The sequence below is a fragment of the Gallibacterium anatis DSM 16844 = F 149 genome, assembly GCF_000379785.1.
GTDB lineage: Bacteria > Pseudomonadota > Gammaproteobacteria > Enterobacterales > Pasteurellaceae > Gallibacterium > Gallibacterium anatis.
On the sequence record NZ_KB903717.1, the window covers coordinates 1 to 16,005 of the forward strand.

A 16,005-nucleotide genomic window follows, 5' to 3' on the forward strand; every position below is an offset into this window, starting at 1 on the left:
AATGCCAAGCAAATCTGCTGCTGATCGTGCTGTTACTTCTAATACAAAAAATTCAAGCAGTTTTCTTTGTATAGATTTCTTTAGTTTACAATTGGTTATCTTCATTTTTGTAGCTTAGCATAAGTGCTAATCTACTTCAGCCCCAATAATTTAATAAACTAAAAAGGAGATAGTTATGAGTAATTTAGGCACATTAAATGAATTACCAATCGAATATCGTGAAAACCTCACCAACCTAAATTTATTGCCACTATGGCCAAGTATGCGTGCATTTTTACCTCATGGAAAACCGCACAATCATACTCAGCCTATGTCTTGGTCATATAAATCTATACGCCCACTATTGCTACAAGCAGGTGAACTTACTCCTATAGAGAAAGCAGAACGTAGAGTATTAATTTTGGCCAATCCAGGGTTCGGTTTAGAAAATGCTCAAGCCACCCCAAGTATTTATCTTGGGTTACAACTCATATTACCAGGAGAAACTGCACCAAATCATCTCCACACACCAAATGCTGTTCGCATTATTGTTGAGGGAGAAGGCGCTTATACGAGTATAAATGGAGAACCTTGCCGGATGGAAAGAGGTGATTTAATTCTTACACCATCCGGTACTTGGCACGAACATCATCATAACGGCAATGGCCCGATTGTTTGGCTTGATGTTCTGGATTTACCGTTAATTTATAAATTAGATAGTTCATGGTGTGTTGAAGGAACACCGCAGACACAGATTCTTCCTAGAGATAAATCCTTCGCAGAATATAGTGCTTGCGGTATTGTTCCAAATACAGGATTTATCCGCAGTAAAGAAAATGCACCGATGTTACGTTACCCTTGGAATAAAACTAAAGAATGTTTAGTTCAAATGAAACAGCATAGTGATGCTCCTTTGCTACAAGTAAGTTACGTAAATCCTGAAAATGGACAAAGTCTATTTCCATCTATTGGTTTTGGAGCATTACTACTCAAAGCTGGGCAATCTGTCACATTACCTAAACGAACTACACCTGCAATTTTTCACGTAATTGAAGGAGAAGGATCATTCCAAGTAGATGGAGGAAACAATATTAATTGGCAAGAAAAAGATACATTCTGCGTTCCTGGATATGCTGAGGTTCAATTAACCAACACCAGTTCAAATGATGCATTCTTTATCACAGCCGATGAAAGTCCTTTACATAACTATCTTCGTATTTTCTAATTCAAAGGAGAAATCACTATGTTAAATACAGTATTCCCACTAAAAGCACCTATTTTGGCTGATATAAAAGGAACAGATCAAAAATTTCCAATCAATAGAATTTTTTGCGTTGGACGTAATTATCTTGCTCATGCATCGGAAATGGGTGTTGTTGTTGATAAGAATACCCAAGAACCATTTTATTTCTTAAAGGACGCTTCAACCTATATTCCAAGCGGCTCTACCATAAATTATCCACCTAAAACAAATAATTACCATCACGAAATGGAATTTGTCGTTGCTATCGGGAAAGAGGGTTTCAATGTACCAGCGTCGGAGGCTGATAATATCATTTTTGGTTATGCTTGCGGATTAGATATGACAAGACGAGATCTACAGCTAAAAGCGAGAGAAAGTGGTAGACCTTGGGATCTTGGTAAAAATTTTGAACAATCTGCCGTGTTATCGGAAATTACCCCCGTTTCTCAATCAGGTATTATCACTGATGGCGTGTTGGAACTTAAAGTAAATAATCACATTGTACAAAAATCCTCTTTATCTCTACTTATATGGAATGTTAGAGAAATTATTGCTCATTTATCTCAATTTTATCATTTACAGCCTGGAGATCTTATTTACACAGGAACACCAGAAGGAGTAGGTCCTGTTCATAGTGGGGATAAATTAGAGGGGTATATTGAGAATTTAGGTAGTATCCAATTAAATATTGCATAATTTATTTTTAATTAAAAACGATCCCACTTTAATTAAATTTCCAAAAAATAAAGTGGGATTTTAATATCATCTTCAATCCCTATTTTTAATAGGAAGGAGGAATATATGTCAATTAAACGCATATTATTAACTACATTCTCGCTCTTTTTTATAATGTCCTTCAGTTATGCTGAAACATTAAAATTAGGTCATGTAACACCACCTAGTCATATTTGGCATAAAACTGCTGTACGATTTGCCCAAAACTTACAGAAAATTAGTAATAATAAATTTAATATAAAAATTTATCCTTTATCTAAACTTGGTGGCGATGAACAAATGGTGGATTTGTTACAATCCGGAGCCATTCAATTTGCTGTACTTACCGGAGCGAGTCTGTCAAATCGTTCTCCATCTATGAACTCATGGTTCCTACCATATGTTTTTTCAAATATGGAAGAATCCATTGAAGCAACAAAAACACCCGAAGCGCAAGCATTACTAAAAGATTTAGAAAAACAAAAGCTTGTTGGCTTAGGATATTCTATGGTTGGTATGCGTATTTTAATTTCAACAATGCCAATTAATAATTTAGCCGTATTACATAATCAGAAAATTCGTTCTTATCCTAATCCATTATTTAATTCGTGGTGGAATGAATTAGACGCTGCCCCGACTGCATTAAGTGTCAGCGATATGCTTCCTGCTTTAACGACAAACCTTATTAGCGGTGTAGATGCTGATTTAGATATCGTAGTAGGAATGAAAATGTATCAACAGGCACCTTATATTACATTATTCAATCATATGACATTTCCAGGCGTTATTGTCGCATCAAAGCCTTGGTGGGATAAATTAAACCAGGAAGAACAGAGACAAATTAAGGAGGCATTTAAAGAAGCAGAAGCTTGGGGATTTAATCAGCAAACACAGCAAGAAAAAAATAATATTGAAATATTAAAAAAAGCTGGAGTATCTATTTCAACACCTAATTATGGGCCATTAAATATCATTGGTAAAAAAGTAGCTGAAAAATATGCCTCAACAGATCCATTAATGAAGAAATTTTATGACCGCTTTAAAAAAGCCGAATAATATTTAGGAGGAACATATGTTAAAAATATTAATTTTTTTAGATAATTTTATAGCAAAATTAGAACGAAAAATAATAATATTATTAATATTAGCTATGATATTTATTTTATTTGCTCAGGTTATTTTACGTTATTTCTTTTCCAATCCTATATTCTGGGCAGAGGATGTCGCTGTACAGTTACTGGCTGCAATTACTTGTATTGGAGTAAGTTACCTTATTTATAAAAATGAAATGGTAAAAGTAGATTTTTTACTTTTATTATTACCTCAATCTATGCTGTCTTTTACTCAAAAAGCCATTTATCTAATTGGTTTTATTACTCTAAGTATTATTTGTTGGTATGCCGATGATTGGATAATCAGACCTGAAAACCAAGTTGCTATATCACCCACAACAGGTTTTTTAAAATGGTATAACTATTTATTTATGATTACTTGTTTTCATCTTATGACCTTACATTTATTTGTCAAAATGTTATCTACTATAGAATCCGCAAACCAAATAGAGGAGGATTAATTATATGCTAACACTTATCGCATTTCTTGTTGCACTATTCATTGGCGTACCAATTTTTATCTCATTACTTTTGGCTGCTATTGTCTTTATGGTTGAAACAGATAATCAGCTGTTATTAACTTCAATAACTATTCAAATGGATGGAGTACTTAGTCAAAGTGGCTTACTTGCTATTCCATTATTTATGTTAGTCGGAGAATTAATGAATAAAGGAGGATTAACTCAGAAGCTTATTGCTTGTGCTGATCTATTTGTTGGAGGATTCCGAGGAGGACTAGCTTACGTAAACCTACTAACAAATGCAATGGCCGCTTCTATTTTAGGAAGTGCAACAGCACAAATATCTATTATGAGTAAATTAATGATCCCTACTATGGTTGAAAAAGGGTACGATAAAAATTTTGCAGCCGCAGTCACTGTAGCCGGAGGTTTATTAAGCCCTATTATTCCGCCATCTATGTTAATGATTATTTATGGCGTTATTGCCTATCAACCCGTTGCCGCCTTATTTTTAGCTGGAACATTACCAGGTATTTTAATTATTTTATCTTTTGCTTTGGTTATCACCATTATTGGTTGGACTACAGGATTACCTAAAGATGGTGGTTATTCTACTCATAAAAATCCTAAAGCAGATTTTATTGCTGGATTATTACCAAGTTGTATTCCTCTCTCCATTATTATTCTTATTTTATCTGGTGTAATGACCCCAACAGAAGCTGGTGCTGTTGCATCTATTCTTTCATTTATTATTGGTGCATTCATTTACCATAAATTAAAGATTTCAGATCTTCCCGGAATTTTGATCAGAGTTGCAAAAAGTACCGCTATTATTACAGGGTTAATTGCTGTTGCATCTGTATTCGGTTGGTCATTAACTTTCGAAGGAATTCCCGATCAGATTGTTACTTTTATGACATCATTAACTGATTCTAAAATTGTTTTTCTAATGCTTGTCTATTTATTAGTTATTATTTTAGGAATGTTTCTTGAAAGTATCAGCGTTATGATTGTCATTGTTCCATTATTATTACCAGTATTAAAAACTTTCGGTATTGATCCTATTCATTTTGGTGTGATGATTAGCCTTGCAACACTCATTGGTTTAGTCACTCCGCCTGTAGGACCTGGATTATTTATTACTATGGCTATTGCTAAATTACAAATAATCCCTTTATTCAGAGCAATTATTCCTTTCTTATTAGCAATGCTGATAAATATGTTAATTATTGCATTTATTCCTGAATTATCCCTTTGGTTACCTAACCTATTTTTAAAATAATACTTTCTATTAAGGAGAACTTCTATGAACAAACAAACTATTTTAATTATTGGTGGCGGTATCGGTGGTTTTGCAGCTGCGTTAGCATTAAGTAAACAAGGATTTCAGATCAAAGTCCTAGAACAAGCATCTACCATTGGAGAAATTGGCGCTGGTATTCAACTTGGGCCGAATGCTTTCCACGCTTTTGATGCACTTGGCATAGGGGATGCTGCTAGAAAACTTGCAGTTTATACAGATTATATGGTAATGCACGATGCTGTCGATGAATATGAAATTGGACGTATTCCAACCGATAAAAATTTCCTTAAATATTTCGGAAATCCTTATGCTGTTATTCATCGTGCCGATATACATAATTGCTTAGTAGAAGGGGCTAAAAAAGGCGGTAATATACAAATTATTACAGATTGTCATATCGAAAAAATAGAACAAACTGAAAATAATGTGCAGGTTTATGATCAAAAAGGAAATAAATACGAAGGTATAGCAGCTATAGGGGCAGATGGTGTTAAATCTGTTGTTCGAAATCAATATGTCGGTGATCCTGCTTTAGTCACTGGTCACGTTGTATATCGAGCAGTTGTGCCAAAAGATGAATTTCCAGAAAATTTACGCTGGAATGCAGCCAGTCTTTGGGCAGGACCAAATTGTCATTTAGTTCACTATCCATTACGTGGAGGTGAACAATACAATGTTGTCGTAACATTTCATAGTCGTGAACAAGAACAATGGGGAGTAACAGACGGTAGTAAAGAAGAAGTATTAAGCTACTTCCAAGGTATCTGTCCGAAAGCCAGACAACTTATAGAACTGCCAAAGTCTTGGCGACGTTGGGCTACAGCGGATAGAGAACCGATAAGCCAATGGACTTTTGGGAAAGTGACCTTGCTAGGGGATGCTGCCCATCCTACAACCCAATATATGGCTCAAGGAGCCTGTATGGCGATGGAGGATGCAGTGACATTGGGAGAAGCATTAAAACTTCATCAAAATAATATTGAATTGGCATTTGATACTTACCAAAAAGCACGAGTCACCCGTACAGCTAGAATAGTTCTTTCTTCTAGAGAAATGGGAAAACTTTATCACGCTTATGGGATTAGAAGAATGATACGCAACGATTTATGGCGTGGCAGATCTGCTGAACAATTTTATAAAGCAGTGGAATGGCTTTATGGATGGAATAAAGATAATTGTTTAGAAGCTGCAAAATACTACTCACGATAATCGGGCACATAGGACAAAATTATCGATAAAAATTGGCTTAACGCCTTATAGTACAAAGCTTTAAGCCACTTTTTAGCAAAAGCTTTGTCATCTATTCTCTTTCACACATAAAAAACATAACCATAATTACAAAAACCACACGCAAAAAAACTCAAAAAAGAAAATTAATTACTGCCGGTGATGCAAAAAATCTTGGCTTTGTGCTTTCAACTCAAGATCAAAAAGGCAATACAACTTTCGCCAATGCAGTGAAAAGTACGGATCAAGTAAACTTTAAAGCGCAAGCCGGTACAGGCATCATCGTAAAAGGTGAAATAGAAAACGGTGTAAACCAAATTACTCTTGGCAATGACTATGTAAAAGTAAATGCAGAGAACGGCACAGCTGAAGCTCAAGCTAAAGGCAAAGAAAGCGTTGCAATAGGTGACAATACCAAAGCTCAAGCAGAAGATGCGATTGCTTTAGGACATAACGCAGAAGTTGCTGAAGAGGCGCCAAAAGGCTCTGTTGCGCTTGGTAAAAATGCGAAAGCCGGTGTAGTGCATAAAGGCAAACACTAAGAAAGTTCACAAAAAAGCGGAATTCTTTAAAAATTCCGCTTTTTGTTATTTAACTGATACGTTTATTTCTTTTGCGCTTGGACTGCAGCAACTGCCACCATATTAATAATACGGCGAACTGAAGAAACCGGAGTAAGAATATGCGCGGATTTCTTCAAGCCCATCAACATTGGACCAACTGTAATTGCTGTTGTGGTAGCGCGTAGCAAATTATAACTGATACGTGCTGATTCCATACTTGGCATAATTAACAAGTTGGCAGCACCTTTTAACGGACTATCCGGCATAATATCTTTGCGAAGTTGCTCTGATAAGGCAATATCACCGTGCATTTCGCCATCAATAATAATATCCGGACGGCGTTGTTGAACCAATTCAAGCACTTTACGCATTTTAACGGCATTCGGGCTGCTGGATGAACCGTAATTTGAATTAGATAATAAAGCCACTTGCGGTTCAATCCCGAAAGATTTCACCTCTTCCGCTGCCATAATTGTGATTTCTGCCAATTCTTCCGCTGTCGGATTGTCATTGACGAAAGTATCTGCAATAAACACGTTACCTGTCGGCAATACCAAACTACTTACTGCGCCGAGTGTATGTACGCCGTCTGCTACACCAAGCACGTCACGCAAAGTATGAAGATGTTCACGATAAGAGCCGACCAATCCGCAGATCATTGCGTCCGCTTCACCAAGTTGCAATAACGTTGCCGCGATCGCAGTGCGATCGGAAATCAAACGTTGACGCGCCAATGCCGGTGTCACGCCTTTGCGTTTCATAATGTCATAATAAGTTTGCCAGCCTTGTGTATAACGGTGATCCTGCTCATTATTAACAATATCAAAATCTCTGCCGGCAACAATTTTCAAGCCTAAACGTTTAATTCTTTGTTCAATCACCGCCGGTCTACCAATTAAAATTGGATAAGCAATTTCTGAACTGCTGATTTCTTGCACCGCGTGCAGCACTCTAGGTTCTTCACCGTCAGCCAAAATAACACGTTTTTTATTGTTTTTAGCCTGTGCAAATACCGGTTTCATAAACAAGTTTGTTTTATAAACAAATTGAGTAAGCTCTTCAATATAAGCATCAAAGTCTGCTATCGGTTTTTGTGCCACGCCGCTATCCATTGCCGCTTTAGCAACCGCCGGCGCGATTTTAACAATCAAACGAGGGTCAAACGGTTTTGGAATTAAGTATTCCGGGCCGAAAGAAACTTCATTTTCTGTATATGCGGAAGAAACAACATCGCTTTGTTCTGCTAATGCTAAATCGGCAATCGCACGAACTGCTGCCAATTTCATCTCTTCATTGATGGTAGTGGCGTGCACATCCAATGCGCCACGGAAAATAAATGGGAAACAAAGAACATTATTCACTTGGTTAGGGAAATCAGAACGACCGGTACAGATAATCGCATCTGCACGCGCGGCTTTAGCAACCGGTGGGAGAATTTCCGGAACCGGATTGGCTAACGCTAAAATCAATGGATTAGGTGCCATTGTTTTCAACATTTCCGGTGTTAATACACCCGCTTTTGAACAGCCTAAGAAAATATCCGCATTTGGCAACGCATCCGCTAAGGTACGCGCGCCATTATCTTCGATCGCATAAGCCTGTTTGGTTTCATCCATATGGTCACCGCGACCTTTATAAACCACGCCTTTTGAGTCACAAATTGTAATATTTTTGCGTTCAATACCTAAAGCAACCATTAAGTTCAAACAAGCAATTGCTGATGCACCGGCACCGGAAGCCACCACTTTGACCTGTTTAATATCTTTATTGACTACCCGAAGTCCGTTAAGCACTGCGGCAGCACAAATAATGGCTGTACCGTGTTGATCATCGTGGAAGACCGGAATTTTCATTCTTTCACGTAATTTTTTCTCAATATAGAAACATTCCGGCGCTTTGATATCTTCAAGATTAATACCGCCGAAAGTCGGTTCTAAAGCGGCAATAATGTCAATTAATTTATCCGGATCAGTTTCATTAACCTCAATATCAAACACGTCAATGCCGGCAAATTTTTTGAAAAGCACCCCTTTCCCTTCCATTACCGGTTTGCCTGCCAACGCACCAATATTGCCCAATCCCAAAACGGCTGTTCCGTTGGAGATCACGGCAACCAAATTACCTCTTGCGGTATATTTATAGGCATTTGCCGGATCTTTCTCAATTTCTAAACAAGGTTCAGCAACGCCGGGTGAATAAGCTAATGCAAGATCCTGCTGTGTCGCTAATGATTTTGTTGGGGTTACTTCAATTTTTCCCGGAATTGGAAATTGGTGAAAGTCTAATGCCGCCTGGCGCAATTTTTCGTCCATAATCTGTCCTTATTTAATATGTTATCTTTCGCAAGAGATTTACCGCTTTACTTACTGCGAATGGCAATTTGAAGCTGAGAGGCAATCCACTGTGCTGTCATCATGACAGGCTTTAATAGAACATCAAAGTCTATCGCTATACCTTTATCTATTTTGTTGATTGTTGACCGCCTTTGGAGATTACAGCGGAGATTGGATTATTATTGGTTACCCTAAAAATAGAACTCACTCACTAAAAAATCCATTTATTATTATAAATCTATTTGTTAAGAATGCTGTGAGCTATGCCACATTTTTAACAAACAGTGTTAAAATACCGCTTTCTTTGTATATGAATGAGCGATTTTGCCTGCAAAATCCATTACAACCAAACTAAAAAATAAAATCACAAAGTCATATTTAAAATAACCGTTTCCGGTTCATTCTATTCCTATTAAAGGTTTAATTTCAATCGATAAGGTCAATCAATGAAACAGCGTTTAGATAAATTTCTCTCAGAATATACCGGTTTATCCCGTTCGCAGGCCACAAAAGCTTTGCGTCAAAATTTAGTTAAAGTAAATCAACAACTTGTAAAAGATGGCGCATTAAAAGTTTCGCCTGAGGATGTGGTAGAGTTTGACGGCGAAACCTTGGAATGGGTAAGCGGCAATCAATATTTTTTATTATATAAACCGGAAGGTTATGTCTGTTCTCACGATGATGGTGAATATCCTACTGTTTATCAATTTTTTGATTATCCACTTTCCAGCCGTTTGCATACTGCCGGACGCTTAGATGTTGATACCACCGGTTTGGTGTTGCTCACAGATGACGGACAATGGTCACACCGCATTACCTCACCAAAATACCATTGTGAAAAAACTTATTTGGTCACTTTGGCAGATCCCGTTGAAGATTTTTACCTTGAGCAATGTGCACAAGGCATTCTTTTAAAAGGAGAAAAACAACCAACTAAGCCGGCACAAATTGAAATAATCGATGATTACAATTTGAATTTAACCATCGTTGAGGGTAAATACCATCAGGTAAAACGGATGTTCGCCGCGCTTGGAAATAAAGTGATCGCCTTACATCGTTGGCGAATCGGTCAAATTATTTTGGATCCGCAATTAGAAGAGGGTCAATATCGTGCATTGACCGACGCGGAGGTTCAATCTTTCTTGAAATAAAAAATAGAATAAATAAAAAGAGGTCTATGTGAGAAGTAAAAAAGTCAGAATTAATTTCGCATTTGTTTTAATTTTAGGTTTGTTATCAATGATGCCGCCATTGGGTATTGATATGTATCTGCCGGCATTTCTTAATATTTCGCGTGATTTAAATGTTCCTTCCAGTCAAGTGCAATACACATTGACAATGTTCACTTTAGGAATGGGTGTCGGTCAGTTAGTTTGGGGGCCGATTGCAGACAGTATCGGGCGTAAACCTGTTATTTTATTTGGTTTGATTATTACCACCATTGCTGCATTCGGGCTCACTCAAATCAACAATATTCACCATTTTATCGGCTTGCGCCTCATTCAAGGCTTTTTCGGTGCTGCGCCGGTTGTGGTGTTAGGCGCATTGTTACGAGATCTGTTCAGTAAAAATGACTTCTCTAAAATGATGTCATTGATCACTTTAGTGTTAATGATCGCGCCGTTACTTGCCCCTATTTTAGGAGGTTATTTAGTGCAATATTTCCATTGGCACTCTATTTTCTATCTGTTGGTAGTTGTCGGTGTCATCAGTGGGCTGCTATTTTGGTGGCGTATTCCTGAAACTTTACAGGCAGAAAAACGGCAACATTTTTCTCTACAAAATGTTCTCCGCCAATTTTGGAGCGTATTAAAACACAAAGAAGTATTGGGTTATTTGATCGTTTCCACTTTCTCATTTGGTGGTTTATTTGCCTTTTTAACCTCAGGTTCGCTTGTCTATATCGATATTTATGGCGTGAAAGTCGAAAACTTTGGTTATTTCTTTATGCTGAATATCGCAATTATGGCAGCGTTCACTGTGCTTAACGGTAAAATTGTCGGCAAAGTCGGGGCAGAAAGAATGTTACAATTCGGTTTAGCAATGCAAGCCGCCGCCGGTCTCTGGTTATTGATTGTCGCCGTTTTCGATCTTGGCTTTTGGCCTATGGCACTTGGTATTGCTTGGTTTATTGGAATGAACTCGACCATCGGTGCCAATGCAGCCGCTTTAATTTTGGAACATTTCGGGCGTATCGCCGGCACCGCAAATTCTGTATTGGGTACACTCCGTTTCGGTGGCGGTGCGGTCATTGGCTCCATACTTGCTTTAGTGCCTGTCACCAGCGCCATTCCAATGTTGGCAACAATGATTGTCTGTATTACTATTGCAGTTCTTGGTTATTGGCTATTAACCTATCGAAACTTACAGAAATGACAAGACTCACTATCAAAGATATTGCACGTTTGAGCGGTGTAGGAAAATCCACCGTTTCACGTGTATTGAATCAAGATCCGAAAGTCAGTGATAAAACCCGAGCAAAAGTGGAAAAAATTATTGCTGAACAGGGTTTTCTGCCATCCAATTCTGCACGCGCCATGCGTGGACAAGGTAATAGAGTCATCGGCATTATTGTTTCTCGCCTTACTTCAAGCGCAGAAAATCAGGTGTTATCCGCAATGCTGCCGTTACTTTATGCCGCACATTGTGAGCCTATCATCGTTGAAAGTCGTTTTGATGAAAAATTGGTGCAGGATCATTTAACGCTTTTTCGACAAAAAGCCGTTGATGGCGTTATCCTATTCAGCTTTTCCAGTATTGAACAACTCGATCTCAGCAGCTGGAAACAAAAGTTAGTGGTTATCGCCCGTAATCATCCGGGACTCACCTCCATTTATTATGATGATCACAGTGCGGTGCAGCAATTAATGCAAACATTATTGCAAAAAAGTCACCAAGCTATTGCCTATATCGGTGTTGATGACAATGACACCACCACCGGATTTCTGCGTCATCACGCTTATTTATCATTCTGCCGCCAACATCAACTGCCAATGCTTGCTTTGCAGGGAGATCTCAATTTTGAAAGCGGCTACCAACTGGCACAACAGATCGATTTTAGTCAATATAGTGCCTTAGTCTGCGCTACCAATAATCTGGCGTTAGGTGCAATCAAATATTTACAACAACAGCAACTGACACATATTTATGTTGCCAGCGTCGGCAATAATCCACTATTGAGCTTCCTATTTCCGCAAACGTTAATGATTGATTTAGGCTTTCAGCAAGCGGGTGAAAAAGCGGTTTCTCAACTTCTTTATTTGTTGGATGGCGGTCAAGAGATAAAATCCATCTGTTTGCCTTGCCATTTATTGGAAAATTAGTCACTTTTTCCCGTTTGAATTGCATCATTTTTCTATCCACACAACCTGTGGATAACTTTGTGGAATACTTTTAGAAAAAAACGCTTAATCCTTAGTTTATAAGGGGTTTTAGTTGCTGAAAACAAAATTGATTGCAAAATAACATTTTCTTATAAATCAATAAGTTAATAAAAATCCAGCAAAGATTATATTTTTTAGCAAAAAAATAAAACAAAAAAAACTTGACAAAAATAAGTCTGTGCAAAACTTATTATTTTTTATACGTTTTCTCTTTGTATCCTTAGAAAAAAAGCCAAAAAAATGGAGCTTGCCGCTCCATTCTTATTCACCAAAACTCAACTTAATTAAAAATACTTTCACTGGCAAGGTTGATCACAAAGCCACCGATACATAACCAGAAAAACACAATTAAACCTAAAATAAGCGGTTTTGCACCGGCTTTTTTAATCGCATCAATGTGCGTTGTTAATCCTAATGCCGACATTGCCATCATCAGAAATAACGTATCCAATTCAACCAACCAATGTGTAATCACTGCCGGAATAATCGGGAATGAATTCAAAATGGCAACCAAAATAAACCAAACCGCAAACCACGGAATATTGATTTTTCTTGCTTCACCTGATGCTTGATTACGGCTTAATGAGAATGACAATGCTAGCAAGAATGGCGCCAACATCATTACACGAATCATTTTAGTAATCACCGCACTGTCAGCCACTTGAGTACTGATATTCTGCCCTGCCGCATAAACCTGCGCCACTTCGTGCACAGTCGAACCGATATAAATTCCGAATTGATATTCACTGATATAGTGGCTTAACAACGGATATAACATCGGGTACGCAAACATTGCCAACGTTCCGAAAATCACCACTGTGGCAATCGCTACCGACACTTTATGCGATTGCGCTTTGACGACAGGTTCTGCCGCCATCACCGCCGCTGCCCCACAAATACTGGCACCGGTTGCACATAAATAGGTGATCTCTTTATCAATTTTTAGCCATTTCCGCCCTAACCAACAAGTGATAAAGAAAGTGGAAATCAGCATAATGGCGTCTGTAACAATGGCATTAATCCCAACAGAACCGATCTGTTGAAAGGTGATACGAAAACCATACAGAATAATGCCCGTTCTTAGTAAAATACCTTTAGAAAAATTAACGCCTTCGTGCGACACTTGGGCAATCTTAGGGTAAATCGTATTTCCAACCAACATTCCAATCAGGATAGCAAACGTTAATGCACTAATACCGATTGAACTGCCGATACCAAAATAATTAAGCGTAAATGCTACGGCGGTCACTGCTCCGGAAAGCAATAACCCGGGAATTAAAGACATAATTTTCATATTATGAATCCAAATGAAGATTGTAATAATGACACTAATTAAGGGGGCGTTATTTTAACAGGCAATTTCACAAAAAGGATCTATTTCCTTGAAAAAAATGTGATTATTACGTATTAATTTAGCTCAGTCGTGATGTATGTTAAAATTTGCATTAAATTTTTGTGACTAAATTGATTATGAAAAAGAACAATAAGCCATTTATTCTACATTCAGACTTCAGACCTTCCGGCGATCAACCGACTGCCATCGCTAAATTGGTAGAAAACTTAAATGATGGTTTAGCCCATCAAACGCTACTTGGTGTAACCGGTTCCGGTAAGACATTTACTATTGCCAACGTCATTGCGCAATTAAATCGTCCGGCAATGATTTTCGCGCCAAACAAAACATTGGCTGCCCAACTTTATGCCGAAATGAAAGCCTTCTTTCCGGAAAATGCGGTTGAATATTTCGTTTCCTACTATGATTACTATCAACCGGAGGCTTATGTCCCGGCAAGCGACACCTTTATTGAGAAAGATGCTTCGATTAATGATCAAATTGAACAGATGCGCCTCTCCGCAACTAAATCTTTTTTAGAAAGACGGGATACCATTGTCGTTACTTCTGTTTCCGCGATTTACGGCTTGGGTGATCCTGATTCTTATCTCAAAATGATGTTGCATCTACAAACCGGTGCCATTATTGATCAACGCGAAATCCTCTCTCATCTTGCCGCTTTGCAATATACGCGCAATGATCACGCCTTTCAGCGCGGTACATTCCGCGTTCACGGTGAAGTTATCGATATCTTTCCGGCGGAATCGGATGATGTGGCTTTGCGCGTCGAACTTTTTGATGAAGAAATCGAACGCTTAAGTTTATTCGATCCGTTAACCAATCGTTCTTTCGGTGCTGTACCGCGTTATACCGTTTACCCGAAAACGCACTATGTTACGCCGAGAGAGCGCATTTTAGAGGCTATTGAACAGATCAAACAGGAACTGGCTCAACGCAGAGAATATTTCATCAAAGAGAATAAATTGCTTGAAGAACAACGCATTACTCAACGAACACAATTCGATATCGAAATGATGAATGAATTGGGATACTGCTCCGGAATAGAAAACTACTCACGTTATCTTTCCGGTCGTAAAGAGGGTGAGCCGCCACCGACACTGTTCGATTACATTCCAAATGACGGTTTATTAATTATTGATGAATCACACGTTACCGTTCCGCAAATCGGCGGTATGTATCGCGGTGACCGCTCAAGAAAAGAGACTTTGGTTGAATACGGTTTTCGTCTACCTTCAGCGTTGGATAACCGTCCGTTACGTTTTGAAGAATTTGAACGCCTTGCACCACAAACTATCTATGTTTCTGCAACGCCCGGACCTTATGAATTGGAAAAATCGGGGGATGAAATTATTGATCAGGTTGTCCGTCCGACCGGTTTGCTTGATCCCGAAATTGAAGTTCGTCCGGTAGGCACGCAAGTTGATGATTTACTTTCTGAAATCCGCTTACGCGTTGAAAAAAATGAACGCGTTCTCGTTACCACTTTGACGAAAAAAATGGCGGAAGACTTAACCGATTATCTGGCAGAACACGGCGTATTGGTTCGCTATTTGCATTCAGATATTGATACAGTTGAACGGGTTGAAATTATCCGCGATCTTCGCGCCGGTGAATTTGATGTTTTAGTCGGAATTAACTTGTTACGAGAAGGTTTAGATATTCCGGAAGTTTCTTTGGTTGCGATTTTGGATGCAGATAAAGAAGGCTTTTTACGTTCTGAACGCTCGTTGATTCAGACAATCGGTCGTGCAGCGCGTAACTTAAACGGTAAAGCCATTCTGTATGCCGATCGCATCACGCCATCAATGCAAAAAGCCATTGATGAAACCGAGCGCCGCCGTCAAAAACAGCAGGCTTATAATGAACAACACGGTATCGTGCCGAAAGCACTGAATAAAAAAATCGGTGAAATTTTGGATATTGGTCAAAGTACCAATCAAAAAGCGAAAAAACAACGTTTACCGAAAGCCGCTGAACCGGCAGCAACTTATGAAATGCTTGATAATGCCAAAGATCTACAAAAACAGATCAAACATCTTGAACAACAGATGTATAAATTTGCTCAGGATTTGGAATTTGAAAAAGCTGCACAAGCAAGAGATCAGCTGCACGCATTACGAGATCGTTTTATGAAGCTGCAAGGTGATTAATGAGGCACTAATAAACAGAAAGCCCGTAAGTTTTCTGATCTGCACCCCAAAAGTTGGACTTATTATCCAACAGACAAAGGTGCAGATTTTTTATGACTAAATATAACCAAACATTTAAACAACAAGTGGTAGATTTCTACTTTCAACACGAGGAAAACCTTTCTTTAACCTGTCGTACATTTA

General features: G+C 38.4%; 13 protein-coding genes and 1 pseudogene. 11 read left to right on the top strand and 3 right to left on the bottom strand.

Annotated features, from left to right (window positions below; genetic code table 11):
* Nucleotides 1-105 (bottom strand): annotated as a pseudogene (locus A3EO_RS13370) (IS1595 family transposase); the annotation flags it as partial.
* 70 nt (nucleotides 106-175) lie between these two features.
* Here A3EO_RS13370 and A3EO_RS0108870 point away from each other — a divergent pair.
* The 7 genes from A3EO_RS0108870 (at nucleotide 176) to A3EO_RS12870 (ending at nucleotide 6,581) form a co-directional block, all read left to right on the top strand.
* Nucleotides 176-1,204: a cupin domain-containing protein gene (locus A3EO_RS0108870; RefSeq protein ID WP_018346865.1), complete on the top strand. Its 1,029-nt coding sequence runs from the start codon at nucleotides 176-178 to the stop codon at nucleotides 1,202-1,204.
* Between the two features lie 18 nt (nucleotides 1,205-1,222).
* Nucleotides 1,223-1,918 carry a fumarylacetoacetate hydrolase family protein gene (locus tag A3EO_RS0108875; protein ID WP_018346866.1) on the top strand — a complete coding sequence of 232 codons (696 nt, stop codon included), beginning with the start codon at nucleotides 1,223-1,225 and terminating at the stop codon, nucleotides 1,916-1,918.
* A 105-nt stretch (nucleotides 1,919-2,023) separates the two neighbouring features.
* On the top strand, nucleotides 2,024-2,992 hold the full coding sequence (locus A3EO_RS0108880; RefSeq protein WP_018346867.1) for a TRAP transporter substrate-binding protein: 969 nt from the start codon (nucleotides 2,024-2,026) through the stop codon (nucleotides 2,990-2,992).
* 16 nt (nucleotides 2,993-3,008) lie between these two features.
* The gene (locus A3EO_RS12865) at nucleotides 3,009-3,509 is read left to right on the top strand and encodes a TRAP transporter small permease (protein WP_018346868.1); all 501 of its coding nucleotides are present in this window, start codon (nucleotides 3,009-3,011) and stop codon (nucleotides 3,507-3,509) included.
* 4 nt (nucleotides 3,510-3,513) lie between these two features.
* Nucleotides 3,514-4,791: a TRAP transporter large permease gene (locus A3EO_RS0108890; RefSeq protein WP_018346869.1), complete on the top strand. Its 1,278-nt coding sequence runs from the start codon at nucleotides 3,514-3,516 to the stop codon at nucleotides 4,789-4,791.
* 24 nt (nucleotides 4,792-4,815) lie between these two features.
* Nucleotides 4,816-6,021: a 3-hydroxybenzoate 6-monooxygenase gene (locus A3EO_RS0108895; RefSeq protein WP_018346870.1), complete on the top strand. Its 1,206-nt coding sequence runs from the start codon at nucleotides 4,816-4,818 to the stop codon at nucleotides 6,019-6,021.
* Nucleotides 6,022-6,221: 200 nt separating this feature from the next.
* Nucleotides 6,222-6,581 (top strand): hypothetical protein, encoded by a 360-nt coding sequence (locus tag A3EO_RS12870; RefSeq protein ID WP_018346871.1) that lies wholly within the window; start codon nucleotides 6,222-6,224, stop codon nucleotides 6,579-6,581.
* Nucleotides 6,582-6,643: 62 nt separating this feature from the next.
* Here the strand turns inward: A3EO_RS12870 and A3EO_RS0108905 are convergent, their stop codons facing one another.
* The gene (locus tag A3EO_RS0108905) at nucleotides 6,644-8,914 is read right to left on the bottom strand and encodes an NADP-dependent malic enzyme (protein ID WP_018346872.1); all 2,271 of its coding nucleotides are present in this window, start codon (nucleotides 8,912-8,914) and stop codon (nucleotides 6,644-6,646) included.
* A 467-nt stretch (nucleotides 8,915-9,381) separates the two neighbouring features.
* On the opposite strand from A3EO_RS0108905, the gene rsuA reads away from it, so the two are divergent.
* Genes rsuA through treR form a run of 3 tightly spaced genes read left to right on the top strand, consistent with a single transcriptional unit; the run spans nucleotide 9,382 to nucleotide 12,258 of the window.
* Entirely contained in the window at nucleotides 9,382-10,086 is a 705-nt protein-coding gene (gene rsuA / locus A3EO_RS0108910) for a 16S rRNA pseudouridine(516) synthase RsuA (protein WP_018346873.1), read from the top strand.
* Nucleotides 10,087-10,114: 28 nt separating this feature from the next.
* Nucleotides 10,115-11,311 carry a Bcr/CflA family multidrug efflux MFS transporter gene (locus tag A3EO_RS0108915; RefSeq protein ID WP_013745414.1) on the top strand — a complete coding sequence of 399 codons (1,197 nt, stop codon included), beginning with the start codon at nucleotides 10,115-10,117 and terminating at the stop codon, nucleotides 11,309-11,311.
* Nucleotides 11,308-12,258 (top strand): trehalose operon repressor TreR, encoded by a 951-nt coding sequence (gene treR, locus A3EO_RS0108920; protein ID WP_018346874.1) that lies wholly within the window; start codon nucleotides 11,308-11,310, stop codon nucleotides 12,256-12,258. The genes A3EO_RS0108915 and treR overlap by 4 nt, the downstream gene beginning before the upstream one ends.
* A gap of 340 nt (nucleotides 12,259-12,598) precedes the next feature.
* Here the strand turns inward: treR and A3EO_RS0108925 are convergent, their stop codons facing one another.
* The gene (locus A3EO_RS0108925; protein WP_018346875.1) at nucleotides 12,599-13,612 is read right to left on the bottom strand and encodes a YeiH family protein; all 1,014 of its coding nucleotides are present in this window, start codon (nucleotides 13,610-13,612) and stop codon (nucleotides 12,599-12,601) included.
* Nucleotides 13,613-13,788: 176 nt separating this feature from the next.
* On the opposite strand from A3EO_RS0108925, the gene uvrB reads away from it, so the two are divergent.
* Nucleotides 13,789-15,822 carry an excinuclease ABC subunit UvrB gene (gene uvrB, locus A3EO_RS0108930; protein ID WP_039152730.1) on the top strand — a complete coding sequence of 678 codons (2,034 nt, stop codon included), beginning with the start codon at nucleotides 13,789-13,791 and terminating at the stop codon, nucleotides 15,820-15,822.
* Nucleotides 15,823-16,005: the final 183 nt, after the last annotated feature.